We start from the raw sequence: 24,503 nt of genomic DNA on the forward strand, positions 1-24,503 counted from the left end.
ATGATTTTGTGACAGCACCATAAAACCTAGAGAAGTCCTTATGTTCCGCGTCGCCATTTACGCCCGATTTTCCGACGAACGCCAAAATCCCACAAGCGCTCAAGATCAAATCGCACTTTGCGAGGAGCACGCAAACCGGCAAGACTGGAAGGTTATCAACCGTCTTACAGACGAAGCCATTTCTGGCACTGTGCGCAGCCGCCCAGGCTATCAGGCGTTGCGGACGCTCATACAGTCGGAAGCCATCGACATTGTAATGGCCGAGGCCCTGGACCGCATTTCACGTGACCAAGAGGAAACCGCCAACCTCTCCAAACTTTGTGCCTTTCACAACGTAAAGATGTTCACGCTGTCGGAGGGCGATATTACCGAACTGCATGTCGGGATGTCGTCCACCATCAATGCCATTTACCTGAAGCAACTGGCGGAGAAGACTCACAGGGGTTTGGAAGCGCGGGTCAAGAGCGGGAAGTCCGCAGGCGGACGCTCCTATGGTTATCGAATTCCAGTGATGAATGGCGTGAAGGCAACTGGCGATCTTGAAATCGTGGAAGAAGAGGCCGCGACAGTCCGTCAGATTTTCACCGACTATGCCAACGGCCTTGGTCCTAAGAAGATTGCCGCCCGCCTGAATATGGAAGGAATACCGTCACCCAGCGGCAAGCTTTGGAAAGCGAACACGCTTCTTGGCAACCGCCAGCGCGGCACGGGCATTCTCAACAACGAGATTTATATCGGCAAGCGGATTTGGAACAGACTGCGCTATGTGAAAAGCGTTGACGGCAACCGGCGCGTCTCCCGGCTAAACCCGCCTGAAGAATGGCAGACTGAAGCCGTCCCTCAATTGCAGATTGTCAGTGATGAACTTTGGGCCAAGGTAAAGGCCCGCCAAGGCCAGATCGATCAGACCCGGAGTGCCCGCGATACCGGCGACAGGCATCATCTTTCGGGAGCTCATGCAGCAAGACGTCCAGCCTATCTTCTGAGCGGCCTCCTGCATTGCGGCAAATGTGGTGGCCGCATGAATATCGGCGGCTCCCGGCCCAAGCGGTACTACTGCGCAAATGCGCGGGAAAAAGGCCCAGCAGCCTGCGAGGGAATGCCCGGCATCGCCCAGACAAAGCTTGAGGAAATGGTTTTGGGCGGTATTCGTGACGAGCTTATGCAGCCCGAAGCCGTGGCCGCTTTCATCGAGGCATACGAACGCAAGCAGCGGGAACTTTACTCACAGAAACAGATTGCCGAACGACGAACGGAAAAAGCACTGAAATCGACCGAACGCCAGATCGGCAACATCATGGCCGCAATACGCGAAGGGATATTCACCGCGTCAACGAAATCAGAACTGGAAGCTTTGGAAGAAAAGAAGGCCGCGCTCACGCAAGAGTTGGCTGGGCAACGCGAGCCTGTCCCGGTGATTCCCAAGAACATCGCCAAAATCTACAAAGGCAAAGTGGAAAACCTCGTTTCCACATTGAACGATCCCTCCACCCGGTCCCAGGCCATCGACGCAGTCCGCACCCTTTTGGACCGCATCGTCATTCATCACGCCGGGGACAAGGACACCCATGAAATTGAACTTGTTGGGGAATTGGCCGCCTTGCTGGCCTTAGGCACCAACGAAAACGCCGCAGCCTATAAGGCTACGGCGCATTCGCTAAAGTTGGTTGCGGGGGCCCGCAACCGACGATACTTGCGGTTGACGGAACTGAAGATTCCAAGAATGCGAACAAGATTTGAGTAAGTTTACCGTTAGCGAAAGTCCCAAGCGACTAACTCGACGACGTCCCGTCAAGCGATAACATTTGGTCTCAGACGACCAGCTACTGGCATCTGGATTGACCATGTGAATGGAGGTGCCGCCGTTTGGTCATACTGGTACACAATGAGAGACGGCAAATTTCGTTTGTCGTAGAGACTTCCGAAACGCAGAACAAGGCTATTCGGCCCGGCAAAAAACAGGTGAATGGTTCTAACGCCTCTATTGCCAAGCGCTATAGCTGTATCAAGAAACTGCTGCCCCAAGGCCAACTGCTTTTGTTCTGACCAATGAGCATCCATAGGCGCAGCCTCAATATCCGCGTGCTCCAGATGCACTAGCGGAAGCGCGCCACACTTCAATAGAGCTCCTTGTGTGTCTACTCGATAAGAGACCGAGACGGCGAGAACAACCTCGGCCGTACCGTCAGGAATGTCTCCCATGCCCGAGACTTCAAATCTCCTGCCATCATCCTCGGAATTAAGTTCTTGCCACCGCCGTTCATGCCGATTCCAATCCATAAACATGACAGAAGCTTCGTCATCGAGCAGGATGCCCGCCAGAAATGAAAGAGGAACTGGTGCAAGTCCGCCTGCCACATACAAAATATCTCGGCGATCTGCCCCATCTTCCCGCGTGTCTAGCTCTTGGCGCAACGTCATCAACCGATCGACAGCAGCTTGCGGATCAACGATCAATCCGTCGTTTACGCGTTGCCGCAGGTCTACCAGCACTTGCTCTCTTCTTCCGGGCAAGGAATGAGGAATGGCCTCGGCCAAGGGAGAGCCATTCCAGTCCCGAAGCCCTCGGAACTCCAAGACGAACACACGCTTGCGGCCCAGACTTTGATGCTCACGCCAGATCAATATGAGGCCGACGACAATGAGAGTCGCTGCCGCAATGTACGAAAGGGTCGTGAGAATGACCGAAGCTTGACCGGCTTCGTAGTTGAATGTCAGTGGCCCAAATTCGGTTGGAATGCTGACACTAAATACGTTACCTGCGATTAAGAGAGCCAGAAGCGCCACACCTCCTCTGACGAGGAAGTAACCAATTGAACGCTTCCTGAAGGTCCAGTCCGCCAGCGCCCTTATGACATAGTCTAGTGTTCCCATTCTATTCACAATAATTGACTTCTACTCTAAAAGCCTCTTCACCTTTTTGGAACAACAAAGCTGAGCACTCTAACGGCGTCCATAATCTAGTCTTTGATATAAGCAAAATAGCAAAATCTATACTTCGTTCACTCTCGACCAACTCTCGCATCGAGCAGCAATCATCAACGCTGGGTATGACGGGAAACCTCGGATGTGAATGCCATTCTCCCAAATAATTGTAGCGTCGATAATCGTCGCCGGTCCGAGCAAAGAATGAGCGTAGAGCAGCTTGGTGATATTCTGTACTGCGCACAAAGTGCGCCGCCCCTCCTGTTTGATCATCGACTGAGAAATCGGCAAGCCTAAAATGCCCGGGCGCTATCTGTTCGGCCATCAGAATTCCGCCTATCTCACGACGTCCTGCCCACCACAAACGGCGGCGCATTCGGCGTCGCAGGCTGGCAGGAAATTCAATCTTCATCTTGTCTTTCTGCCTCAGAAGCTAATTCCGCAAGCAGTGCTTGCAATTCTTCTGACGCATTCGCTTCTGCCATAGCCCCCCAAACGCCTTCCTTGGTTAGCTCAATCGGCCATGTGTCGAAAGGAGCTTGAAATATCCACCCCTGCCTGAGTCCAAAGGCGTAGGCAGAAGCAGGAAATATAGAGTTGTCGGGGCGGACGAGAGAATCCAGAGCAAACCGGGTGAGATGAGCGGCGACAATCGTTACGTCTGCGTCATCAGCGATAAGAGGCGGCGCTTCTGGTCCTTCCGCCCCATACCCGATGTCGGAATCCTCGTAAGGCCACGGCTGCTGCCTCGCCGCATACCACGACGCGATTTGGTTTCGCGCAATGAGGGGCGGCGGATCAGAGTCAGGCCGTGCGCGCGCTACTACGCCGCCTATCCCTCCGGCATACACAAGCCCCCATATCAGTGGCGTCCTATGGGAGCAGCCCACTGCTGCGCATAGGTTGAAAACGTTAGGATTGGCCGTTGCATCGATCAGCAGGCTGCATTCCGACATTTCGTTCAGCACACTGGTCGTGTAGCCGCTGCTCTCTTGCCCTCCGAGAAGAAGGGGCTTGACCATTACTTCGCAGTTGGCGCTGATCTCCAGAAGTTTGTGTTCGAGTGCGTTTGATTTGTGTGTACCTACCGCCCGGAGATCAAGCTCATTGCGCACCATATTTCCGGGAAGAACGACGTCCGGATCGACAAGAAGGAAGGATCGCACGCCTGACCTGGCAAGCGAGACCGCAACTTTCGAACCCACCGAACCGCAACCGACAATAGCCACTCGCTTGTCGGCCAGCGCATCGTACTCTGCAGGAAGTCTGCCCCCTTCATCGGAAATTTCCAGAGTCGCGTATTTGTAAACGTTGCGTTCGTCACCAAGAATTGTGATCAGGAGAATTTCTGAATCGTCGATCAAGAACACGAAGGGCCAAAATTCTTCTGCGGCTTCTTCGAACCATTCCTCGACACCTAGCTCGGAACAAAGACTAAGAATGCTCTCCATGGTTAGCTTGCGGGGAAGCGTCGTGCCCCGAGGCAGTCGAAGGACATGCGCCTCCTGTTCCCGCATCCCTTTAGTGAGCAACGGCTGCTCGGCCCAATCGGGCGCGTCCTTCACGCCAATTCGAATTGGATAGACAATCCACGCTGAACCGTAATTATGTTCAGAAACCGCGGCCGAGAGAGGCTTACCTTCTTCAACGGCAAGAAAAGCTTCTTTAGCGGACGGGCTGAGAAGCACGCGCAAGTGTGAAGATCGAAGCTTTTGGCCCATCGTCTCTCGATGCGCAGACGGGACTTGCTCGGTATCTGTTTCTCTTTCCCCACTGAGCAATCGATAGGCGCTTTCAATCATCATCGCGCCTGTAACGTCCTGATGCCAATTGTCGGCGCGCCACTCGAGACATAGCTCTCCGCCCGAGCCATACTGGTGCTCTGACAAGCGAATTTTTTCACGCGGCCGGACGATTGGCGGCGTTTGTGGAAAATACTCCGGAAAATAGATAGACAGCGGGAAAGACTCGTCCTCGGCCACGATGTCGAAATCTGCGGCCAATCGAAGCCCGTCAAGTCGCCAATGGAGATTTTGCAACCAAGGCGCTTGTTCAGAGAGGTCAGCGATCTGAGATCGTTCCTCCCTAGCGCGGCCAGGCTGTACCGCCCACCAGATCAAGCGAAACCCTTGGGGGTCGTTGGCATTCTAGGCTGATCAGGGAACGAGACCGTACTTCCGATCACCGGAGCAACCGATGACTTCCGCAGCAATCCTCCGCCCGTTTTCGCTGCCCGCTCTCGTACGCGTTCAGCCAGAGCATCTCCCATAGCAGGGGCTACTCTCTTCGCGATTTCTGCCTGTTCAGTCAGGTTGGCGGCATTGAGGAAGTCTGAACGTGCTTGCTGAAGCCATTGAAAAAAGGCTTCAGCCCGCTCGGGATGTTCCACCCACTTGTCTGCAAAATTTTCAAGTGGGTCAGTTGGGTTGGGAATTACATATTGCCCACCGATTTTCTGAATGAAGCTATCCATCTTTGTGAGGATGGAAGTGAGAGCTTCACCGATAGTCGCCTCACCTGCATAAGCATGAGCCGCCAAGGTGGTGATGATCACTGATATAGGCTTGATTTCGCTATTGCCGGCAAAGCGCCAATCACGGTGGCGCTTCAAAATCATTATGGCCGATTGCAAGGGTGTCTGAACCCGATAGACAGGTATGTCTTCAACACTGGCACGCACAGATTCAGCGAGCGCCCGGCGACGGGTTTCAAATATTTCACCCATGCGCTGAACGAACCATCCGCTGTAACCCTTAGGATTCGAACGCTGCCATTCGGCCGTCATCATTGCGTAGTCAGCGCGTTCGTTGTCCGTAATTGCGATGGCCGTCTGCGTCCAACGGGCGTCAAACCCACTCGTCTCAAGCAACAGTCTTTGGCGATTGGCATCAGGGAGCGCCGGAACAATATCCATATGAAATTGAGCGCCGTCGGCATAATTTAGCACCCAACAGCGGCGGCCCTCACGCACCGGCTTTGTCATAGACTGAGCGCGATGATAGGAGTGGATTTCAGCGCCAAGCAGCTCCTTCAGTTGTTTCTGGGTCAAATCAGCGGTCGTCAGCCCACGAAATTCGCATATCGAGTCAACGTCGTAATCTTCGCGGTCGTCGATGGGACGAATTGCCGTTCCGAGCCGGAAAGAACCCTGCACATTGTTGATTGCCGCTGAGATCTGACCCGGTATTGGGGGATTTTTCCACTGAGATTTGACCCATGTTTGAACGCTATCCTGCTCGTTTTGGGCAGGAGATTGAGGAGTGTTGGACATGGCGTTTTTGAGCGTTATCCGGCGCTGGCATTTCCGGGATGGTTTTTCGATCCGGGAGATAGCACGGCGCACGGGTCTGTCCCGGAATACCATTCGCAAATATCTTCGGTCCGATACGGTTGAGCCGAAGTTCAAAGTGCCCGAGCGGCCGAGCAAGATCGATCCTTTTGCCGAGAAGCTATCGGGCTGGCTGAAGGCTGAGAGCCGCAAACCGCGCAAGCAGCGGCGCACAGTCAAGCAGATCCATGCCGATCTGGTCAGCCTTGGCTTTAAAGGTTCCTATGGTCGGGTGGCGGTTTTTGCCCGGCGCTGGAAAGAGGATCTCCAGCGCCAGCAGAACACCACCGGCCGCGGCGTGTTCGTTCCCCTGGCCTTTGAGCCTGGAGAAGCTTTCCAGTTCGATTGGAGTGAGGACTGGGCGCTGATCGGGGGCGAGCGGGTCAAGCTGCAAGCGGCCCATACCAAGCTCTGCTACAGCCGGGCCTTTGTGGTAAGGGCCTATCTGCTCCAGACCCACGAGATGCTGTTCGACGCCCACAATCATGCCTTCCGCGTGCTGGGCGGCGTGCCCCGGCGCGGCATCTACGACAATATGCGCACGGCCGTGGACAAGGTTGGCCGTGGCAAGGCCCGGCAGGTCAATGCCCGGTTCTCGGCCATGGCCAGTCACTTTGTGTTCGAGCCCGAGTTCTGCAATCCGGCCGCCGGCTGGGAGAAGGGGTTGGTGGAAAAGAACGTGCAAGATGCCCGGCACCGGCTTTTCCAGCCCATTCCGCACGCGAACTCGCTTGAGGAGTTGAATATCTGGCTCGAGCATCGGTGCAAGAGCTTGTGGGAGGAGACCTCTCACGGCGTTGAACCGGGCACCATTGCTGATGCCTGGCGGGTCGAGACCCAGTTCCTGATGGCTGTGCCAAGGCCCTTTGACGGGTTTGTCGAACACACCAAGCGTGTTTCCCCAACGTGCCTGATCCACCTGGAACGCAATCGCTACAGCGTGCCGGCCTCTTTCGCCAACAGGCCGGTCAGCGTCAGAGTCTATCCGGCGCGCATCGTCGTTGTCGCCGAAGGACAGACGATCTGTGAGCACTTACGGATCATCGACCGCCATCATGGAACCGGGCATACTGTTTATGACTGGCGCCATTACCTAGCCGTGGTCCAGCGAAAGCCCGGTGCCCTGCGCAATGGTGCACCCTTTGCCGACATGCCCGATGGATTCCGGCAGTTGCAGCGCCATCTTCTGAGCAAACCCGGTGGCGATCGCGAGATGGTCGATATCCTGGCCCTGGTTCTCCACCATGATGAACAGGCCGTGCTCGCCGCGGTCGAGATGGCCCTTGAGGCCGGGGTGCCCACCAAGACCCATATTCTGAACCTGCTGCACAGACTGGTCGATGGCAAATCGACCGTGATCGCACCCGTCGAGGCACCACAAGCCCTTGTCCTGGGCAAGGAACCGCAGGCCAATGTGGAACGCTACGATACCCTGCGTGCGGACAAGGAGGTGCGCCATGCGTCATGATCCGGCAAGCGCAGCTCTGGTCATCATGCTCAAAAGCCTCAAGATGACAGGCATGGCCCAAGCGATCAGCGAGCTCACCGAACAGGGGTCTCCGGCCGTCCAGGCAGCCGTTCCGGTTCTCTCCCAGTTGCTCAAGGCCGAGATGGCCGAACGGGAGACAAGATCGATTGCCTATCAGCTCAAGGTGGCACGGTTTCCAACCTACAAGGACCTGGCCGGCTTCGATTTTGCCAGCAGTGAGATCAATGAGGCCCTGGTGCGCCAGCTTCATTCAGGGGCTTTCATCGACAAGACCGACAACGTGGTGTTGGTGGGCGGGCCGGGAACCGGCAAAACCCATATCGCCACAGCGCTGGGCATCCGGGCCATCGAGCATCACCGCAAGAGAGTGCGCTTCTTCTCGACCGTGGAACTGGTCAATGCGTTGGAACAGGAAAAGGCTCAAGGCAAGGCCGGACAGATTGCCAACCGGCTTGTCCATTCCGATCTGGTCATCCTCGACGAGCTTGGATACCTGCCCTTCAGCGCATCAGGAGGGGCATTGCTATTCCATCTGCTGAGCAAACTCTACGAGCGCACCAGTGTCATCATCACCACCAATCTCAGCTTTGCCGAATGGGCCAGCGTGTTTGGCGACGCCAAAATGACAACCGCGCTGCTCGATCGGCTCACCCATCACTGCCACATTCTCGAAACCGGAAACGACAGCTTCCGCTTCAGGAACAGCTCGGCCCAGGCCGCAAAAACCAAAAAAGGAGAAAGCACCGACTTGACCATCTAACCAAACCCAAATCATATCCACGAGGCGGGTCAATTCTCGGTGAAAATACCGGGTCAGATCTCAGCGGCAATCAACAGGTCCGGGATCAGGTAGCGGGGAACGAGCCCACCGACGAGATAGACGGACCTTTTCCATGGTCCCAAGCCGTGCAGCAGCGTAACTAGAACTCGCTCGCAGCTTTCTGTAACGGCAGCACTGTAACCGTCCTGGGTTGTAGGCTTGGCCATCAGAAACCGATCCTTTCGTGGCGCAGGTGTGCCGCCATCTCGCGGGACCGCCCCTCACCCGTCAATAGGTCGAGATAGACCTGCACCGGGCTCGCAAGCCAAGCATCATCAACACGTTCTTTGAACAGAAACTCGCCCGATGTCGGCGTCTCTATGACGTTCAGATTTGCGCCTTCGCCGACGCTGCGTGCGCCGAGTTCGGCCAGAGCTTCCTCGGCCGCCGACCCCGGCTTCATACGGCATGCGACCTGCGAAAGCGCTGAAAGGAAAGGAGAATAACGCTGCGCGGCCGCTTCCCGCGTGATGACGTAGGAAACCTCATGCTCCCGGCATGCCGCAGCGAGGCGCCTGATAATTGTGTCCGGTTCACCACGCGGTACGTAGTAACGGCGTTCACCACGCAGCCGTGTCGCCTGCACCTGTTTGCTCCATTCGTCCAGGAGGGCCGTGGGGGCGATCAGGCGCCGCTCTTTGGCGGGACCTTGCCCGCGCGATTCGAGCCAGTCATAGCGCTCTAGCGAGATCAGGGTTTCCGAAGCGGTCGAAGGTGCAACCTCAGCGATCTCGGCCAACGCCGTCGCCCCGAACCATTCACCGCGCTTGACGAGTAACGTGTGGACTATCTGGGCGCGCTTGCCCTTGAACAGGGAGCGAACCGATTTTTCGAGGGTTTTCGGCGGCGGCTTTTCCACGAAGATGTAGGCGCCGGGGGCGGGTACGTAGAGGCTGCCGCCGGTATCGTAGTAGCCGACATTCTCGTGCCGCAGCAACTCCCGCGCGCCCTGAGATATCGATTCGGCCGCCAAGAACGGAATGTTGGAAGCGCCGTGCTCTACCCCCTCACGGTGGACATAGCGGTCAAGCTGCCAGAGGATTTGTCGCACGTCGCGCGGGTAGACCGATTTTTTGACCTCGATGAGAAGGACGATATTGCGCCCACCAACATCTAGGCGCATTTCGGCGTCAATCCTGTACTGACTACCAGAGTCGAGGCGTTCAACGACCGGCTCCGATGCTTCAACTTGCGGCAGCCCCCCAAATGCTTCCCGGAGATGTTCCAGCACGTATTGCTCGTTCCTGCGGGTATTCTCTAACACGATTTGAGCCATTTTCGCTGCACAGCATATAACCGACTTATAGTGCATATACGATAAAATAGCAATATTCACTGCGCAGCGAATTTTGAGGTGGAAGCGAAAGCTCAAGAAATGTTGCTTTGGGTCACAAGAAGCCTTGGCCAAGGTCGCGCCTACTGAACGAGTACCCTGCTCGCACGGGCGACAAACCGCGCACCACCTTTTTGTTAAACACAAATTATTATGTAGATAAATATAATTACATTAAATGTATGGTAATATACAAATTAGCTAGAACCTCGCCTCCAGACGAGATGAGCCTCCTGACCATCCTCTGCCGGAAACAGCGCCGCATGAACGGGCGCCGCAAGTACCGGATCGTCGAGCCGGACACTCAGATACTCTTTCTCACCGCCCCGCTCCCGCCAGGCGGCGCCGACCTCGGAGCGGCCGACATAGAGCTTGAAGGCCGGCGCCCGTTCACTGTCGCGATTGTCGTTCGGCACAAAGCGCAGCTTTGCATCGATGATGAGGGTCCGGATGGTGCCGGACCAGCCACCCTCCTTCGTAGGCGTGAACATCCCGATCACAGACATCTCAATCCTCCTTATCGGTTGGCGGCAACGGCGCGCGAGGTGCACGTCCTCTCGATCCCGGCTGAGCGATACCGGTGCCTTTGCCCTCTCCTTCCGGCAACGCCTTCCGTGCCTTGGCAAAGCCACGATCAGCCTCCAGAAAACTCTGCAGCATGTAGGGAATGAGCTCCGGCACCGATTCAGCCTCGCCATAGGTCTCGCGATAAAGCGCGGCATAGGCCTGCAGCGCCTTGTTGAGATCGGGTGGCGCGATGAAGGTGATCTTGACCGGCGTGCGGTCGGGGAGTTTGCCGAGTTTCAGGTCGGGCATGGTTCTCATCCTCGATAGGGACGCAGGATCAGGTCCTTCTGCACGATGACGCGGATCGGCCAGCCGGGCCTCACCGTGATGGTCGGCTGGATGTTGAGATTCTTTTCGGTGAGGCGCTGGCCGGCCTGCGAAACGTTTTGCTGCGTCGACTGGCGGATCGCGCGCAGGAGATCGCTCTCCTCGCTGCCGAAACCGAGCTCGGTGCCAACGCCCAGAAGCGTCGCCAGCGCCACGCCCTTGACGAGCGCCCATGTGTGGTAGTCGACCTCGTCAGCGACGCCGGCATAACCGGTGGCATCCGTCGCCGGCAGATTGTCGATCACGATCGAGGAACCATCCGGCATCACGATGCGATGCCAGACGAGCAGCGCCCGCGACTGACCGAAGGCGACGACACTGTCGTAACTGCCGATGAGCCTCGATCCTTGCGGAATCAGCAAAGCCCTTCCGCTCACCGTGTCAAAAATATTTTCTGTGATCTGGGCAACCACAAGGCCCGGCAGATCGGAGTTGAGCCCCGTGATCAGGCTCGCGGCGATGACGCTGCCGGCCATCAACTGATGCGCCGAGACCGGTTCCTGCAGCGTGTGGCGGTTATAGATGTCAGGATCCGGTCCCCGGTTCATAAAATCGAGCTTGCGCTGCTGATGGTTCTGGTCGCGCTCCGGATCGAGGTTGAGACGCTCGTCGACTGCGGCGACAGCTTGAAGACCTGTGCTCTCCCTCGCATCAGCCACTCTCGATTGCGAAGCACGCCCCTCGCCGCTTCCGCTCCCCTTCAATTGAAAGAACACGCCTGCTTCCGCCGCCTGCCGCGCCTGTTGCGCTAGTCTGAGCCTTTCGGCGCGAGCGTCGTTCTCCTCGGCGCTCGGCACGAAGGTCGGGCGGAGGCCGGCGCTATTGTCGATGCCGAGTTCCGCCTCGCGCCTGAGGATCGGGCGGCCAAATTCGCCGGGAAGCGGCGCGCCGAGTTCGGGGATCGGCTTCGGGATCTCGTCGTAGCTCACGGGCAGCGCCGCCAGCCCCTCCGCCCTCTCCTTACGCTCCGGGTGGTAGAGCTCCCCACCATCCGGCGCCGCGAGACGAAAGCTTGAGCCTTCCAGCGCCAGAAAGGCGAGCGCGAAAATCGTCGCCGAGCCCGTCGCCGCGACGCCGATGACGACACTGCGCCGGAACCGTGTCACACGGCGCGGCTTGGCGCGCAGCGCCAGCGTTTCGGGATCGACTTTCCCCGACGACTGCGTCTGACCCTGAGGCGAGGCGGGACCGGCCATATCTCTCTCCTATCGTCCCGGCCGCAGCCGCGAGGGGCGATCATCGACGACGCCCGCTACCCTGTCGGTGCGGCTGATGCGCACCACCTGTTGCGGCGCCTCGCCGAGGTGCAATTCCGCCGCCGCGAAGAGGCGATCGACAATGTAGTAATGGCCGCGCAGCCGGTAATTGACGAGTTCGCTGCCGCCCGAGGGGCCGACCACGAAGAGCGGCGGTGCCTCGCCCTGATCGAACCGCGCGGGAAACTCGATATAGACTTTCGAACCGTCATCGAAGGCGCGGAGCGGCCGCCAGGGCGGATTATCGCCCGTGATCTCGTAGCGGAAACGGAGCGCGGCGAGATCGATACCGCTTGCGATTGCCGATGCCGCTTGCGCCCTCGCGTTCCGCGCCTGCAAGGCGAGCAGCTCGTCGCGCGGATAGGTCCAGGAGAGTGCGGCCATGGCCGTCGCCTCGGTGCTCTGAAGCGCCAGACGATAGGCGCGGCGATCGGTGGTGATGACGAGATTGGTCTCAAGCCCGGCGGCGAAAGGCTTCACCAGCACATGGACACGTTTGCCGGTGCCGGAGCCACTTACAGTATCGCCGATCACCCAGCGCACCGTGTCACCCGCCGAGACGGCGATGAGTTCCTCGCCCGGCTGCAATGCGATATCGCTGACGCGCTCCGGCGTCGCATAAAGCCGGTAGAGCGCGCCTTCAGTGAAGGGATAGACCTGGATCGCATTGATATAGCCATCCCGCATGGGTTCGATCAGCGCCTCCTTGTTGGCGGCATCGACCCGTTCCGTCGGCACCCGCTTGTCGGGCTTCGGTTTCGCCGTATCGAGAGGCTGCAACTGACCCGGCAGCGGCAAAGGCTCCGGCAGGGCGACGATCTCGACGGGTTTCGGGGGCTGAGGTTCGAGCTGTGCCGGTTGCAGGTCGACCGCGCCATAGCGGATCTGGGGTGGCGGCACCTTGTCGGCACAGGCGGTCAACACAAGCGCCGAGATGCTTACCATCAAGAACGAACGGATCGGGGTCATCTGGTTCTCCTTGGTCAGGGGGCTTCACCGGCGTTGAGTTCGCGTGACCAGTCGAGCGCCTCGACATAAAGGCCGAGCGGGTTCTTTCGGAGCGTCTCGGCATTGCGGGGCGGCCGAATGCCGATGGTGAGAATGGCGGTCCAGTGGGTCGTCGCGGCGAGGCTGCCGCGCTCGTAAAGCCGCTCGCGCCATTTGACCTGGAAGGAGCGCTCCGAGACGCGGACGACGCTGGTCACCTCGACGGATACATTGCGCGTGCCGACCGATTTGAAGGGATCGCTCTCGCGCGCGAATTCGTTGAGGAATGTCGCCGCCCTGCCGGTCGCATGGTCGTAGGCTTCGAGCCAGTTCTTCCGCAAGACGATAGGGTCGGAGGAAAGCGAGCGGACATTCGAGATGAAGCGCGCCAGCACAAAGGCGATCTGGGCATCTCCCGGCGTATAGGCCTCGATAGCGGGGCGCACAGCGCGGACCTCGCCCGAACGCTCGATCTCGACCACGTACGGGGTCACGTGAGACTGCAGCGATTGCCAGTAGAGGCCCGCCGACAGCCCGGCGCTTAGCGCGAGACATCCAAATGCCATCAGCCGCCAGTTTCGCGCCTGAACGCGCGCCGCGCCGATGCGCTCGTCCCAGGCTTGTGCCGCCTTCTGATAGGGGGTGACCGGTTCGGGGGTGCGGCCATATCGCTCCGTGGCACGTTTGAAGAGCATCAGGACCTCCCATCGTCGAAGGAAGGATTGGCGCCGGCACCCGGCCGGTCGCCTTCGCGGATCGCCTGCATCGCGGTCTGGGTATGGGTGCGGCGGCGCTGCTCGGCCCGGAGACGCCGCGCCCAGTCGGGTGTCCCCGCCGCCATGCTTGAAGACATTCCGGCAGAAGACGATGCGGCCATGCCCGGTACAGGCCCCATCCCCACCGCACCGGCCGTCGCGGTGCCCATGCCGGTGCCGGCCCGAAGTGCCGAAAGTCCGGCCGCACTTCCCATCCGGGCCGCCCCGAGCGCCATGCCGCCGGCCAGCGCCGCACCGGCCGCAACGCCACCGGTCGCCCCGACCACCGCGCCTGCACCAAGCTGCGGCGCGCCGGAGACGAGGCCCGCGGCAATGCCGGGCCCGAAAATGCCGAGCCCGAACAAAGCGAGCGAAGCCAGCACCAGCGCCATGGCGTCGTTGAGATTGGGCTCGCGGCCCTGAAGCGCCGTCACGAAATCGGTGAAAAAGCCCGAACCGATGCCGATGATGACGGCGAGCAGCATCACCTTGACGCCCGAGGCGACGACATTGCCGAGCACACGCTCGGCGAGAAACGCCGTTTTGGTCCAGAGCGCGAAGGGCACCAGTACGAAGCCCGCCAGCGTCGTCAGCTTGAACTCGATGATGGTGATGAAGAGCTGCACCGCCAGGATGAAGAAGGCGGCGATGACGACCGTCCAGGCGAGTACCAGCACGATGATCCTGACCGCATGGTTGAAGAAACTCGTGAACCCCATCAAGGAGCCCGCCTGTTGCAGGAGCGGCCAGGCCGCCTCGAAGCCGATACCGGCGAGATAGCCCGGCCGGAGCAGGTCGTCGGCGGTGAGCTCGTTCTCCGCCGCATGCAGACCGAGGCCTGCGAAGGAACGGAAGATGATGTCGGCAAGGCCTGCAAAATTATTCAGGATCAGCGCGAAGACGCCGACATAAAGGACCTTCCGCAGGAGACGGCCCAGCACATTGCTCTCCTCCATCGCCCAGAAGAGACCGGCCAGCGTGATGTCGATGCCGATCAGGATCGCGGTCAGGAAGGCGACATCGCCCTGCAGCAGTCCGAAGCCGCTGTCGATTGCCTGGGTGAAGGCTTCCATGAACCGGTCGATGACGCCAAGATCGTCCATGCCGCTCGCTCCTCGCCTCTTACTCTTCGTTTGTCACTCTTCGATTGTCACCGCGCCCCGTAGGCTTTTCCCTCGCCCATGAAGCGGTCGAAGCTTGCGCGGGCCTGTTCCTCGGCCTGGGCCTTGCGTGCCGCATCAAGCGCTTCGGCGCGATATTGGGCCGCCATCAGGCTCTGGATCTGAAGCTGTTGTTTCGTCGAAAGCGCGAGCAACTGGTTTGCCGCCTGCTGCGCCTGAAGCGCACCGACCGCGCCTTGCGAGGCGGCGACCAGCGAGACGAGCGCCGCCTGGTCGCTCTCGACATTGCGCGCGATGCCCGCCTGCAGGCGCATCGTGTCGCCGTAGGCCGACATGGCATCGCGCCAGCGCTGTTCGGCATCGGCGAGAAGCACGTCGTGAGTGACCTCCGCGCCGTAGCGCTCGGGATAGCTTTGTTCCAGTGCCTCTTGCGTCGCCTCGATGGTGAAGGCGATGCCCCGCGCCTGATCCATCAGCTGACCGATCCTTGTCAGCCCCGAGACCATGCCCTGCAGCGTCGAGAGATCGAGATGCTCCAGGTTCCGCGCCATATTGTCGAGCATCACGGCCTCGTTCTGGAGCGAGCGGATCTGGTTGTCGATCTGCTCCAGCGCGCGCACCGCCTGCAGCAGGTTCTGCACATAGTTGGTGGGATCGAAGACGGTCATGGCCGTTGCCGGACGTAGGTATGCCGTTGCGAGACCAGCCGAGAGGCAGAGAGCGAGCAGCACGGCCCGCAACGTCTTGCGCGTCATGAGGACGTCTCCGATGAAGAAATTTTCGCTGTATGGATGTCGATGAGATCGGCGGCCCAATCGAGGCCCTTCGCGGCGAGAAATCTCTTCGCGAAACCCGCTGACCCCGTCTCATTCAACACACGACCGATGAGTTTCCGGTCGGCGGAAGAAGACGCGCCGCAAAAGGTGAACGCCACGGGACCGAGCCAGAGTTCGAAAAGCCGGTTGCCGCGGCGGGATTGGAGATAGTAGTGCCGCTTCGGCATGGCTTCCGCGATCAGCTCGATCTGACGGATGTTGAGACCGAAGCGTTCGTAAGCCGCCCGCGCCTGAGGTTCGATCGCGCGATCGTTCGGCAAGAATATCCGCTGCGGACAGCTCTCGATGAGGACGGGCGCGATGGCGCTGTCGGCGATATCGGCGAGCGACTGGGTCGCGAAGACAACAGCGACATTCTTCTTGCGGAGTGTCTTCAGCCATTCGCGAATGCGGGGCGCGAAGATCGGATCGTCGAGATAGACCCAGGCCTCGTCGAGGATGAGGAGCGTCGGCGCGCCGGTGAAGCGTTCCTCGAGGCGATGGAAGAGATAGGTCAGGACCGGCATCACCGCCCCCTTCTCATGCAGCAGCGCCTCCATCTCGAAACACTGGATGCCGGATAGCGCGAGCCCGTCCTCGGCCGCGTCGAGCAGATGCCCGAAGGAACCTTCCAGCGTATAGGGCGCAAGCGCCGCCTTGAGCGCATTCGATTGCAGCAGCACGGAGAGACCGGTCAGTGTGCGCTCCCCGCGCGGTGCCGAGGCGAGGCTCCCGAGCGCCGACCAGACGGCATCCTTCACCTCCGGCGTTACCTCGAGTTTCTCATGCGTGAGAAGCGCGCCGATCCATTCCGCTGCCCAGCCACGTTCCGCCGCTTCGTCGATACGGGCGAGCGGCTGGAAGGCGAGCACGGCCTCACCATCACCGGTGCCCAGCGCATGATGGGCGCCGCCCATGGCGAGAATGGCGGCACGCGCCGAGAAGCCCTTGTCGAAGAGATAGATCTGCGCATCCTCGTAGCGGCGGAACTGCATCGCGATCAGCGCCAGCAACACCGATTTGCCGGCGCCGGTCGGGCCGACGATCAGCATATGGCCGACATCGCCGATATGGGTCGAAAGACGGAAAGGCGTCGCGCCCTCGCTTTCGGCATGGAGCAGGACCGGACCGTCCAAATGCTCGTTCCGCGCCGGCCCGGCCCAGACCAACGAGAGCGGCATCAGATGAGCGAGATTGAGCGTATGGACGATCGGCTGCCGGACATTGGCATAGACATGACCGGGCAGACTGCCGAGCCAGGCCTCGACCGCATTGGTGCTTTCGCGGATCACGGTGAAGCCGGCGCCGGTGACCGCGCGCTCGACGGCGCGGCGATACTCGTCCGCGACTTCGGCATCCTCATCGCCGACGGTGATCGTCGTCGTCAGATAACCGAAGCTCACATGATCGCCGCCCAGCGCCTGCAGCGCGAGATCGGCATCCACCACCTTGTTGTCGGCATCCGTATCGAGAAGCGGTGCCGGTTCGTTGTACATGACCTCGCGCAAGAGGGCCGTCACCGATTTGCGCTTCGCGAACCATTGCCGGCGGAGTTTGGTCAGTTCCCGCGTCGCCTGGGTCTTGTCGAGCGCGATGAAGCGCGTCATCCAGCGATAGGGAAGCGCCAGATGATTGAGCGCATCGAGCAATCCCGGCCGGGTCAGGTTCGGGAAGCCGAGGATCGTCAGCGTCCGCAGATGCCGCGCGCCCAGCATCGGCTCGAGACCGCCACTCAGGGGCTCGTCCACCAGTACCGCATCGAGATAGACCGGCGTTTCGGGCGGCACGATCCGATGGCGCTTGGAGGAGACGGCGCGGTGGAGATAGGTGAGCGTCTCCGCATCGTCGAGCGGATGGAGCTCCGGCATGAAGCCCTTGAGGAGATCGGCGATCCGGTCGGTCTCGGCGATGAAGCCGTCGAGATCTTCGCGCCAGTCGCGCGTGCTGTCCGCCCTCTCCTTCTCGATGAGCCACCGCTCGGCCCGCGAGACCGTGTCCGCCAGCGGCATATAGTAAAGTGTGAGGTGGCAGGCGCTCTCGAAATGCGCCTTCTCCACGAAGCCCGCGCGGCGCTCGCGGTCGACAAGCCATGACGCGGCGTCGGGAAAGGCGCTGTCGGGATAATCCGCCGCTGCGAAGCGTTCGGCCTCGAAGAACAAGGCCCAGCCCGAACCGAAACGGCGCGCGACATTGTTGAAGCGGGCCGCGACGCCGATCAGTTCCGCCTCCGTCGCGCTTTCGAGATCGGGGCCGCGGAACCTCAGCGTCCGCTGGAAACCGCCATCCTTGTTGAGGATAACGCCGGGCGCGACGAGTGCCGCCCAGGGCAGATGATCGGCGAGGTGGTCCGGCTTGCGACGGTATTCGGCGAGGTTCAGCATGAGAGATACCCCTTCTGCCGCAGATGACGCGCGAGCACCTGCCCGAATTGCGGATCGCGCTTCGTCGCGAAGACGCAAAGCGTGTGACCGGCAAGCCAGAGGACAAGACCCGCAATCCAGAGTTGAAGGCCGAGACCGAGCGCGGCCGCCACCGTGCCGTTCAGGATCGCCACGCTGCGCGGCGCGCCGGCGAGCAGGATCGGTTCGGCAAGGGCGCGGTGAAGCGGCACTTCGAAGCCTTCAAGATGGCCGCTCATGCGATCAGCGCCCCGCCGCCGAAGGAGAAGAAAGAGAGAAAGAAGCTCGAGGCCGCAAACGCGATCGACAGGCCGAAAACGATCTGAATGAGACGCCGGAAGCCGCCCGCCGTATCGCCGAAGGCGAGCGTCAGTCCCGTCACGATGATGATGATCACGGCGACAATCTTCGCGACCGGCCCTTGCACGGAATCGAGAATCTGCTGCAGCGGCTGCTCCCAGGGCATGCCGGTGCCGGCCGCCTCTGCGGCGCCGATAAACATGAGGCCCAGGACCAGGGACAGCGCGCCGGTTCGGATGAGACGAGTGAGCACGTACATGAGGCAGTCCTTTCGGGTCAGACAGAGGAGCGATGTGGGCCGGCGGTTTCGGTGACGAGGTAATCGCCATTGGCATCGAGGCCGGTGACTTGGGCGATACAGCCGACATGGCGCGCGGCCCCTCTTCCCTCGATGAAGACGACGAGATCGATCGCCTCGGCGATGAGGCGGCGCGGCACGACGGCGCTCGACTCCTGGACGAGCTGTTCAAGCCGGTAAAGGGCGGCACGGGCCGAGTTCGCATGCAACGTCGCGATGCCGCCAGGATGGCCGGTGTTCCAGGCCTTCAGCATGTCCAGCGCCTCGCCGCCTCTCACCTCCCCGACTATGATGCGGTCGGGCCGGAGGCGGAGCGTCGAGCGGACGAGATCGGCGAGCGAGACCACGCCGGGTTTGGTGCGGAGCGCCACGCAATCGGGGGCCGCGCATTGAAGCTCGCGCGTATCCTCGATCAGGATGATGCGTTCGTCGGCTGTCGCCATTTCGGCGAGAAGCGCATTGGCGAGCGTCGTCTTGCCGGAACTCGTGCCACCCGCGATCAGGAGATTGCGCCGCTCGGCGACGGCGTCGCGTAAGGCGCTCGCCTGCTCCGGCGAGAGGATGCGGTCGGCGATATAATCGTCCAGCGTATGGATCCGTGCGGCGGGTTTGCGGATCGCGAAACAGGGTGCGGATGCCACAGGCGGCAGCAGACCCTCGAAGCGCTCGCCGCTTTCAGGCAACTCCGCGCTCACCACCGGGTTGCCGGCATGGACTTCCGTGCGGACATGCGAGGCCACAAGCCGGATGACGCGTTCGACCTCGGCCGGCTCGAACGCCACGCCCGTATCGACCCTGCCCTCGCCCAGCCGGTCGAGCCGGAGACTGCCATCGGGATTGACCATCACCTCGACGACCATGGGATCGGTGAGCGCGGCGGCGATCGCCGGTCCCATGGCGGTCCGGAGCATCGAACGGCGCCGCTCTCTCGACTGCGCTTCGGCGTGACCGCTCATGACGCCTCCTCCGTCTCGCCGCTGCGCAGGATCGTGTCGCGGCTCAGATCCCGCCTGCCGCCCGCGAGTTGCCGCCCGACCCGGTCGATAAAGGCCTCGAAACGGTCGCGGCCGACCGCACGGGCCGTCTGATCGGGCTCGGGCAGCGGTGCCGTGACGGTCAGCTGATAGCGGACGAAGAGCCCCAGGCTCTCCATCACGATCGCGAGATCGCGCTCGATGCGGTTCAATTGCCCGCTCATGCGGTCGAGCCGCACCTTGAAGAGATCGTCGAGCTCCTTCGCACCGCGGCGCGCGAGATAGGCGCGCAGCGCGTCGCTGACGATCGCGGATTTGGACGAGCCGGGCTTCGCGGCGAGCTTCTCGAGCTCCTCGGTCAGCGCATCGTCGAGATAGAGATGATGGCGGGGCTTCATCGTGCGCACCTTCAAAATCCGGGAAGAAGCTCTTGCGAAGCGCGTTGCCGGTCGCCGTCGCTCCCCGCATTGGCCGCATAGGCGCGTTTGATCGCGCTGCGTCCGGCGCGTTTTCCCCCATCCATTGCCTTGGGATCGGCACCCGCATCGCCGTCATCGTCGAAAAGGCCGAGCGTCGCCTCGCGAGGTTCGCGCGGCTTCGCGACCTCCTTCGCCTGCAGGCCCGGATGGCGCTGCTGCTGCAGCCCGCCTTCCTCTTCCGCCAGCCCGGCATCGGGATCGGGTACACTTGTGGCGGCGAGCCGATGATCGAGCCCACGCACCTGGCCGCTCCAGTCGTCGGGACGGGCGGCGGGCCGGTCACGGTAACCATTCTCGGCAAGGACCGGCGCCGGCTTCACCCGCTCGGTGAAGTTCCTGTCCTCGTAATAGCGAAGCTTCTTCGCCCGGATCGGCGCGAGGCCCGAGACCAGCACCAGCTCGTCGGCCGGCGGCAATTGCATCACCTCACCCGGCGTCAGCAGCGGGCGCGCCGTCTCCTGCCGCGAGACCATGACGTGGGAGAGCCAGGGCGCGAGCCGATGACCGGCATAGTTGCGCTGCGCGCGGAGTTCCGTTGCGGTCCCCAGCGCGTCCGAAATGCGCTTCGCCGTCCGCTCGTCATTCGACGAGAAGGCGATCCGGACATGGCAGTTATCGAGGATCGCATTGTTCTCACCATAGGCCTTGGATATCTGGTTCAGGGACTGCGCGATCAAATAGGCCCTGATCCCGTAGCCCGCCATGAAGGCGAGCGCCGTCTCGAAGAAATCGAGCCGCCCGAGCGCCGGGAACTCGTCCAGCATCATGAGAAGCCCATGACGCCGGCGCTTCGCCGGATCGCCTTCGAGCTTCTCGGTGAGGCGCCGCCCGATCTGGTTGAGCACGAGACGCACCAGCGGCTTCGTGCGCGAGATGTCGGCCGGCGGAATGACCAGATAGAGCGAGACGGGCCGTGCCGCATCGACGAGATCGGCGATCCGCCAGTCGCAGGCCGAGATGGTCGCCGCGACGATCGGATCGCGGTAAAGCCCCAGAAACGACATGGCGGTCGAGAGCACGCCGGAGCGTTCATTGTCGGACTTGTTGAGGACCTCCCGGGCAGCCGACGCCACAACGGGATGGACCTCCGGGCGGTCCGGCGTGCCCAGATGGTTCGTCGCCATCATGGCGCGCAGCGTGTGCTCGAAGGAGCGTCGCGGGTCCGACAGCAGCGTCGCCACCCGGGCAAGCGTCTTCTCTTCCTCCGCATAAAGGACATGCAGGATCGCGCCGACCAGCAGGGCGTGGCTCGTCTTCTCCCAGTGATTGCGCCGTTCGAGCGCCCCTTCCGGATCGACCAGGATATCGGCGATGTTCTGAACATCGCGGACCTCGTCGGGGCCCTTCCGCACTTCAAGCAGGGGGTTGTAGCGGGCGGAGCGCGGATCGGTCGGGTTGAAGAGGAGGCAATGGGAAAAGCGGCTCCGCCAGCCGGCGGTCAGCTGCCAGTTCTCGCCCTTGATGTCGTGAATGACGGCAGACCCCGTCCAGGAGAGCAGCGTCGGGACGACAAGCCCGACGCCCTTGCCGGAGCGCGTCGGCGCGAAAGCCATGACATGCTCCGGTCCGTCGTGACGGAGATAATGCTCGCCCAATCGTCCGAGAAACACCCCGGCCGCGCGGAAGAGCCCCGCCCGCTCGATCTCGCCGCGCTTCGCCCAGCGCGACGAACCATAAGTGGTGACGAGTTTGCCCTGCCTGGCCCGCCAGAGAGAGCCGACAATGGCAACCGCGCAACCGGCGACGCCACTCGAAGCCGCGATCGCACCCGCTTGCGCGAAGATGTCCGGCGCATAGGCCTCATAGGCATACCACCACTCGAAGAGCCGCCAGGGGTAATAGACGGGCCATGACAGGAGAACGAACCAGGGCGCGCCGAGACGCGTCTGGAAGCCGAGTGCGAAGGCTGCCCATTGCGTCGCGGTCCAGACACCCAGAATGACGATCGCGAAGACGATCAGCGCCTGACCGATCAGAAGTTTTGTCGGGGTCATCCGTCTCTCTCCATCGCGCCAAAGCTCGCGAGAACGAGAGACAGGATTCAATCGGAAGGAGGATTCTGAAAATCGCCTTTATCTGCGCCCTCACGCGACGATGAACGCAGACGAGAAAGAGAGCGCCCGTGAGAATGCATGAACGTGAGAGCAAGGACTCTGGAAACGCGAATTCACGAGGTGTAGAATCCAATAACGAGCGTTGATGCACGAAATCGTTTGCACCGCTCCGATGAAGCGAGAACTCACAGCAACAGATGGAGATCCGACATGATCGCCATGCTTCTGCTTACCGTCTTCGGGCTCGGCGCCTTCTGTATGCTGCTGTTCAGATGCGCGGTCTATGCGCTTCCGGTCATGGTCGGGCTTTCGACCGGTTACTGGGCGATCACATCAGGCGCTGGCATAGTGGGTGGCGCTCTCGTCGGCCTGGTCGTCGGCGGCCTCGTCTTCGGCCTTGGGCAGGCAGCGCTCGCGACGAGCCGCTCTCCGCTGCTGCGGTTCCTGGTTGTGGGGGTATTTGCAACGCCTGCGGCGCTGGTGGGCTACGGCATGATGCTGGAGATATGGCAACTCACCATGTCTGCCAGCATTTGGCAGCACGCGTTCGGGGTTGTCGCAGGCCTTGCAGTCGCCATCGCGACGGCGGCCTGACTTCTGGACGAAAACCCTTTGCCAACAGGCGAGAAAAACGGCGCGGTCTCACCCCGGCTCTGAATGACTGCTTTGCGCCGATTGTGTTGATTAAGTCGGCGGTTGAACCGGCTTCTGGAGCGTGATTCCATCGTGCTGTGCTGATCGGAGGGCAGAGCGATGATGGGAACACAGGCGGTGCCGGCGCAGCTGTTTTATGACTTCTGTCTCGACGATCATGTTCCTGACGATCACCTGTTGCGACGTATCGACCGGTTCCTGGATCTCGAGGCGGTGCGCGCGGAGCTAAAGCCCTTTTACAGCATGATCGGCCGGCCCTCGATCGATCCGGAACTGATGATGCGGATGCTGATCGTGGGCTACAGCCTGGGCATCCGGTCCGAACGGCGCCTGTGCGAGGAGGTCCATCTCAACCTGGCTTACAGATGGTTTTGCCGTCTGGGGCTGGACGGCAAGGTGCCCGACCATTCGACCTTCTCGCGCAACCGGCACGGCCGTTTCCGGCAGAGCGATATCCTGCGGCATCTGTTCGAGACGGTGGTGGAACGCTGCCTGCGCGAGGGGTTGGTCGGTGGCGAAGGCTTTGCCGTCGATGCGAGCCTGATCGCGGCGGATGCCAACAAGCAGCGCTCTGTTCCCGGCGACGAGTGGCACCTCAAGGACCTTGGCCCGGATGCGGGGCAAGCCGTGCGTGAGTATCTGGCCACACTGGACGATGCGGCCTTCGGCGCCGCCAGCGCGGCGAAGCCGAAGTTCGTCTCGCCCTCGGATCCGGCCGCGCAGTGGACCGGCGCCCATAAGGGGCATGCCTTCTTCGCCTATGCCACCAACTATCTGATCGATACCGAGAATGCTGTCATCCTCGACGTCGAGGCCAGCCGCGCCATCCGGCAGGCCGAGGTGTGCGCTTCGCGAACGATGATCGACGGAACCAATAAGCGCTTCGGCCTCAAGCCTCGGCATCTGGCGGCCGACAGCGCCTATGGATCGGCGGCGAACCTCGCCTGGCTGGTCAAGGAGCGGCAGATAGAGCCGCACATCCCCGTCTTCGATAAATCGAACCGGACCGACGGCACCTTCTCGCGCTCCGACTTCGTCTTCGATGTCGAGCAGGATCACTACACCTGCCCGGGTGGCAAGCTGCTGGTGCAGTTCAGACGGACCTATGCGACGCCGCGTTCGGGCATCACCAAAGACGGAACGCGGCTATACCGGTCGAGCAAGTCCGACTGCCAGAACTGCACCCTCAAGATGAAGTGCTGTCCGAACACGCCACAGCGCAAGGTGCCGCGCGACATCGACGAGGATGCGCGCGATGTCGCCCGGGCTCTGGCGAACACGCCGGCCTATGAGCGTTCGCGGCATCGGCGCAAGAAGGTCGAGATGCTCTTCGCCCACCTCAAACGCATCCTCAAACTCGGCCGTCTGCGCCTACGCGGACCGAAGGGCCCCAGAGACGAGTTCCTCCTCGCCGCCACCGCGCAATACCTGAGGAAGCTGGCGAAGCTTCGAGCAATGCCGAGCCATGGCCCTGCGGCGGCATGAAGCCACACCGGCCGGGTAACCGGCCCGCCGTCATAAGGCCATCAGGCATCAGGCCCCCGGGCAACGGGCCCGAAATCATCGTCCCACGGACGAACTGACGATCTCGCAGCGACTAAATCAACAATATCGGCGCAAAG

Annotated in this window: 23 protein-coding genes; 5 read left to right on the forward strand and 18 right to left on the reverse strand. The window is 61.0% G+C overall.

Going from position 1 to position 24,503, the window contains the following annotated elements; all coding sequences use genetic code 11:
- Positions 1-40 precede the first annotated feature (40 nt).
- Complete coding sequence (locus ACOQOT_RS13240; RefSeq protein WP_420559724.1) at positions 41-1,744, forward strand: recombinase family protein; 1,704 nt, start codon at positions 41-43, stop codon at positions 1,742-1,744.
- 47 nt (positions 1,745-1,791) lie between these two features.
- Here ACOQOT_RS13240 and ACOQOT_RS13245 read toward each other — a convergent pair whose 3' ends face one another.
- The 4 genes from ACOQOT_RS13245 to ACOQOT_RS13260 all read right to left on the reverse strand — a co-directional run bounded on the left by ACOQOT_RS13245 (position 1,792) and on the right by ACOQOT_RS13260 (position 6,196).
- Positions 1,792-2,874 carry an SAVED domain-containing protein gene (locus ACOQOT_RS13245; RefSeq protein WP_348323353.1) on the reverse strand — a complete coding sequence of 361 codons (1,083 nt, stop codon included), beginning with the start codon at positions 2,872-2,874 and terminating at the stop codon, positions 1,792-1,794.
- 1 nt (position 2,875) lies between these two features.
- Positions 2,876-3,337, reverse strand: coding sequence for a Mov34/MPN/PAD-1 family protein (locus ACOQOT_RS13250; protein ID WP_293323555.1), 462 nt, complete (start codon positions 3,335-3,337; stop codon positions 2,876-2,878).
- Complete coding sequence (locus tag ACOQOT_RS13255) at positions 3,327-4,928, reverse strand: ThiF family adenylyltransferase (protein ID WP_348323352.1); 1,602 nt, start codon at positions 4,926-4,928, stop codon at positions 3,327-3,329. Before ACOQOT_RS13255 ends, ACOQOT_RS13250 begins: the two co-directional genes overlap by 11 nt.
- 113 nt (positions 4,929-5,041) lie before the next feature.
- The gene (locus ACOQOT_RS13260; RefSeq protein WP_420559725.1) at positions 5,042-6,196 is read right to left on the reverse strand and encodes a nucleotidyltransferase; all 1,155 of its coding nucleotides are present in this window, start codon (positions 6,194-6,196) and stop codon (positions 5,042-5,044) included.
- Here ACOQOT_RS13260 and istA point away from each other — a divergent pair.
- Both istA and istB read left to right on the forward strand, forming a co-directional pair.
- On the forward strand, positions 6,195-7,721 hold the full coding sequence (istA, locus tag ACOQOT_RS13265) for an IS21 family transposase (RefSeq protein ID WP_121881979.1): 1,527 nt from the start codon (positions 6,195-6,197) through the stop codon (positions 7,719-7,721). The genes ACOQOT_RS13260 and istA overlap by 2 nt on opposite strands.
- Entirely contained in the window at positions 7,711-8,502 is a 792-nt protein-coding gene (gene istB / locus ACOQOT_RS13270) for an IS21-like element helper ATPase IstB (protein ID WP_121881981.1), read from the forward strand. Before istA ends, istB begins: the two co-directional genes overlap by 11 nt.
- A gap of 226 nt (positions 8,503-8,728) precedes the next feature.
- Here istB and ACOQOT_RS13275 read toward each other — a convergent pair whose 3' ends face one another.
- The 14 genes from ACOQOT_RS13275 to ACOQOT_RS13340 all read right to left on the reverse strand — a co-directional run bounded on the left by ACOQOT_RS13275 (position 8,729) and on the right by ACOQOT_RS13340 (position 22,167).
- Complete coding sequence (locus ACOQOT_RS13275) at positions 8,729-9,838, reverse strand: type IV toxin-antitoxin system AbiEi family antitoxin (RefSeq protein ID WP_293328711.1); 1,110 nt, start codon at positions 9,836-9,838, stop codon at positions 8,729-8,731.
- Between the two features lie 254 nt (positions 9,839-10,092).
- Positions 10,093-10,401, reverse strand: a complete 309-nt coding sequence (locus tag ACOQOT_RS13280) for a DUF736 domain-containing protein (RefSeq protein ID WP_293328712.1) — start codon at positions 10,399-10,401, stop codon at positions 10,093-10,095.
- Position 10,402: 1 nt separating this feature from the next.
- Positions 10,403-10,711, reverse strand: coding sequence for a DUF2274 domain-containing protein (locus ACOQOT_RS13285; protein WP_293328713.1), 309 nt, complete (start codon positions 10,709-10,711; stop codon positions 10,403-10,405).
- 5 nt (positions 10,712-10,716) lie between these two features.
- The gene (locus tag ACOQOT_RS13290; RefSeq protein WP_293328714.1) at positions 10,717-11,985 is read right to left on the reverse strand and encodes a TrbI/VirB10 family protein; all 1,269 of its coding nucleotides are present in this window, start codon (positions 11,983-11,985) and stop codon (positions 10,717-10,719) included.
- A gap of 9 nt (positions 11,986-11,994) precedes the next feature.
- Positions 11,995-13,014, reverse strand: a complete 1,020-nt coding sequence (gene trbG, locus ACOQOT_RS13295) for a P-type conjugative transfer protein TrbG (RefSeq protein WP_420559726.1) — start codon at positions 13,012-13,014, stop codon at positions 11,995-11,997.
- Between the two features lie 14 nt (positions 13,015-13,028).
- On the reverse strand, positions 13,029-13,727 hold the full coding sequence (gene trbF, locus ACOQOT_RS13300) for a conjugal transfer protein TrbF (protein WP_290891757.1): 699 nt from the start codon (positions 13,725-13,727) through the stop codon (positions 13,029-13,031).
- On the reverse strand, positions 13,727-14,890 hold the full coding sequence (gene trbL / locus ACOQOT_RS13305; RefSeq protein WP_420559727.1) for a P-type conjugative transfer protein TrbL: 1,164 nt from the start codon (positions 14,888-14,890) through the stop codon (positions 13,727-13,729). The genes trbF and trbL overlap by 1 nt, the downstream gene beginning before the upstream one ends.
- Before the next feature lie 47 nt (positions 14,891-14,937).
- Positions 14,938-15,663 carry a P-type conjugative transfer protein TrbJ gene (gene trbJ, locus ACOQOT_RS13310; RefSeq protein ID WP_290891755.1) on the reverse strand — a complete coding sequence of 242 codons (726 nt, stop codon included), beginning with the start codon at positions 15,661-15,663 and terminating at the stop codon, positions 14,938-14,940.
- Positions 15,660-18,104, reverse strand: coding sequence for a conjugal transfer protein TrbE (trbE, locus tag ACOQOT_RS13315; RefSeq protein ID WP_420559728.1), 2,445 nt, complete (start codon positions 18,102-18,104; stop codon positions 15,660-15,662). Before trbE ends, trbJ begins: the two co-directional genes overlap by 4 nt.
- Complete coding sequence (locus ACOQOT_RS13320; protein ID WP_420559729.1) at positions 18,098-18,361, reverse strand: VirB3 family type IV secretion system protein; 264 nt, start codon at positions 18,359-18,361, stop codon at positions 18,098-18,100. Before ACOQOT_RS13320 ends, trbE begins: the two co-directional genes overlap by 7 nt.
- Entirely contained in the window at positions 18,358-18,624 is a 267-nt protein-coding gene (locus ACOQOT_RS13325) for a TrbC/VirB2 family protein (RefSeq protein ID WP_420561952.1), read from the reverse strand. The genes ACOQOT_RS13320 and ACOQOT_RS13325 overlap by 4 nt, the downstream gene beginning before the upstream one ends.
- A gap of 74 nt (positions 18,625-18,698) precedes the next feature.
- Entirely contained in the window at positions 18,699-19,676 is a 978-nt protein-coding gene (trbB, locus tag ACOQOT_RS13330) for a P-type conjugative transfer ATPase TrbB (protein ID WP_420559730.1), read from the reverse strand.
- Complete coding sequence (locus ACOQOT_RS13335) at positions 19,673-20,101, reverse strand: CopG family transcriptional regulator (RefSeq protein ID WP_420561953.1); 429 nt, start codon at positions 20,099-20,101, stop codon at positions 19,673-19,675. The genes trbB and ACOQOT_RS13335 overlap by 4 nt, the downstream gene beginning before the upstream one ends.
- Before the next feature lie 2 nt (positions 20,102-20,103).
- Positions 20,104-22,167 (reverse strand): conjugal transfer protein TraG, encoded by a 2,064-nt coding sequence (locus ACOQOT_RS13340; RefSeq protein WP_348323345.1) that lies wholly within the window; start codon positions 22,165-22,167, stop codon positions 20,104-20,106.
- Between the two features lie 270 nt (positions 22,168-22,437).
- Here ACOQOT_RS13340 and ACOQOT_RS13345 point away from each other — a divergent pair, with 270 nt between their 5' ends.
- Positions 22,438-22,821: a hypothetical protein gene (locus ACOQOT_RS13345; protein ID WP_293323670.1), complete on the forward strand. Its 384-nt coding sequence runs from the start codon at positions 22,438-22,440 to the stop codon at positions 22,819-22,821.
- A 159-nt stretch (positions 22,822-22,980) separates the two neighbouring features.
- Complete coding sequence (locus tag ACOQOT_RS13350; protein WP_420559731.1) at positions 22,981-24,366, forward strand: transposase; 1,386 nt, start codon at positions 22,981-22,983, stop codon at positions 24,364-24,366.
- The last annotated feature ends 137 nt before the right edge of the window (positions 24,367-24,503 follow it).

The sequence above is a fragment of the Tepidicaulis sp. genome (genome assembly GCF_965222285.1).
Lineage (GTDB): Bacteria > Pseudomonadota > Alphaproteobacteria > Parvibaculales > Parvibaculaceae > Tepidicaulis.

What these genes read in the sequence shown, in the direction of transcription:
- ACOQOT_RS13240 (WP_420559724.1), top strand. Translation starts at nt 41, where the DNA reads ATGTTCCGCGTCGCCATTTACGCCCGATTTTCCGACGAACGCCAAAAT.
- ACOQOT_RS13245 (WP_348323353.1), bottom strand. Translation starts at nt 2,874, where the DNA reads ATGGGAACACTAGACTATGTCATAAGGGCGCTGGCGGACTGGACCTTC.
- ACOQOT_RS13250 (WP_293323555.1), bottom strand. Translation starts at nt 3,337, where the DNA reads ATGAAGATTGAATTTCCTGCCAGCCTGCGACGCCGAATGCGCCGCCGT.
- istA (WP_121881979.1), top strand. Translation starts at nt 6,195, where the DNA reads ATGGCGTTTTTGAGCGTTATCCGGCGCTGGCATTTCCGGGATGGTTTT.
- ACOQOT_RS13260 (WP_420559725.1), bottom strand. Translation starts at nt 6,196, where the DNA reads ATGTCCAACACTCCTCAATCTCCTGCCCAAAACGAGCAGGATAGCGTT.
- istB (WP_121881981.1), top strand. Translation starts at nt 7,711, where the DNA reads ATGCGTCATGATCCGGCAAGCGCAGCTCTGGTCATCATGCTCAAAAGC.
- ACOQOT_RS13275 (WP_293328711.1), bottom strand. Translation starts at nt 9,838, where the DNA reads ATGGCTCAAATCGTGTTAGAGAATACCCGCAGGAACGAGCAATACGTG.
- ACOQOT_RS13280 (WP_293328712.1), bottom strand. Translation starts at nt 10,401, where the DNA reads ATGTCTGTGATCGGGATGTTCACGCCTACGAAGGAGGGTGGCTGGTCC.
- ACOQOT_RS13285 (WP_293328713.1), bottom strand. Translation starts at nt 10,711, where the DNA reads ATGCCCGACCTGAAACTCGGCAAACTCCCCGACCGCACGCCGGTCAAG.
- ACOQOT_RS13290 (WP_293328714.1), bottom strand. Translation starts at nt 11,985, where the DNA reads ATGGCCGGTCCCGCCTCGCCTCAGGGTCAGACGCAGTCGTCGGGGAAA.
- trbG (WP_420559726.1), bottom strand. Translation starts at nt 13,014, where the DNA reads ATGACCCCGATCCGTTCGTTCTTGATGGTAAGCATCTCGGCGCTTGTG.
- trbF (WP_290891757.1), bottom strand. Translation starts at nt 13,727, where the DNA reads ATGCTCTTCAAACGTGCCACGGAGCGATATGGCCGCACCCCCGAACCG.
- trbL (WP_420559727.1), bottom strand. Translation starts at nt 14,890, where the DNA reads ATGGACGATCTTGGCGTCATCGACCGGTTCATGGAAGCCTTCACCCAG.
- trbJ (WP_290891755.1), bottom strand. Translation starts at nt 15,663, where the DNA reads ATGACGCGCAAGACGTTGCGGGCCGTGCTGCTCGCTCTCTGCCTCTCG.
- trbE (WP_420559728.1), bottom strand. Translation starts at nt 18,104, where the DNA reads ATGCTGAACCTCGCCGAATACCGTCGCAAGCCGGACCACCTCGCCGAT.
- ACOQOT_RS13320 (WP_420559729.1), bottom strand. Translation starts at nt 18,361, where the DNA reads ATGAGCGGCCATCTTGAAGGCTTCGAAGTGCCGCTTCACCGCGCCCTT.
- ACOQOT_RS13325 (WP_420561952.1), bottom strand. Translation starts at nt 18,624, where the DNA reads ATGTTTATCGGCGCCGCAGAGGCGGCCGGCACCGGCATGCCCTGGGAG.
- trbB (WP_420559730.1), bottom strand. Translation starts at nt 19,676, where the DNA reads ATGAGCGGTCACGCCGAAGCGCAGTCGAGAGAGCGGCGCCGTTCGATG.
- ACOQOT_RS13340 (WP_348323345.1), bottom strand. Translation starts at nt 22,167, where the DNA reads ATGACCCCGACAAAACTTCTGATCGGTCAGGCGCTGATCGTCTTCGCG.
- ACOQOT_RS13345 (WP_293323670.1), top strand. Translation starts at nt 22,438, where the DNA reads ATGATCGCCATGCTTCTGCTTACCGTCTTCGGGCTCGGCGCCTTCTGT.
- ACOQOT_RS13350 (WP_420559731.1), top strand. Translation starts at nt 22,981, where the DNA reads ATGATGGGAACACAGGCGGTGCCGGCGCAGCTGTTTTATGACTTCTGT.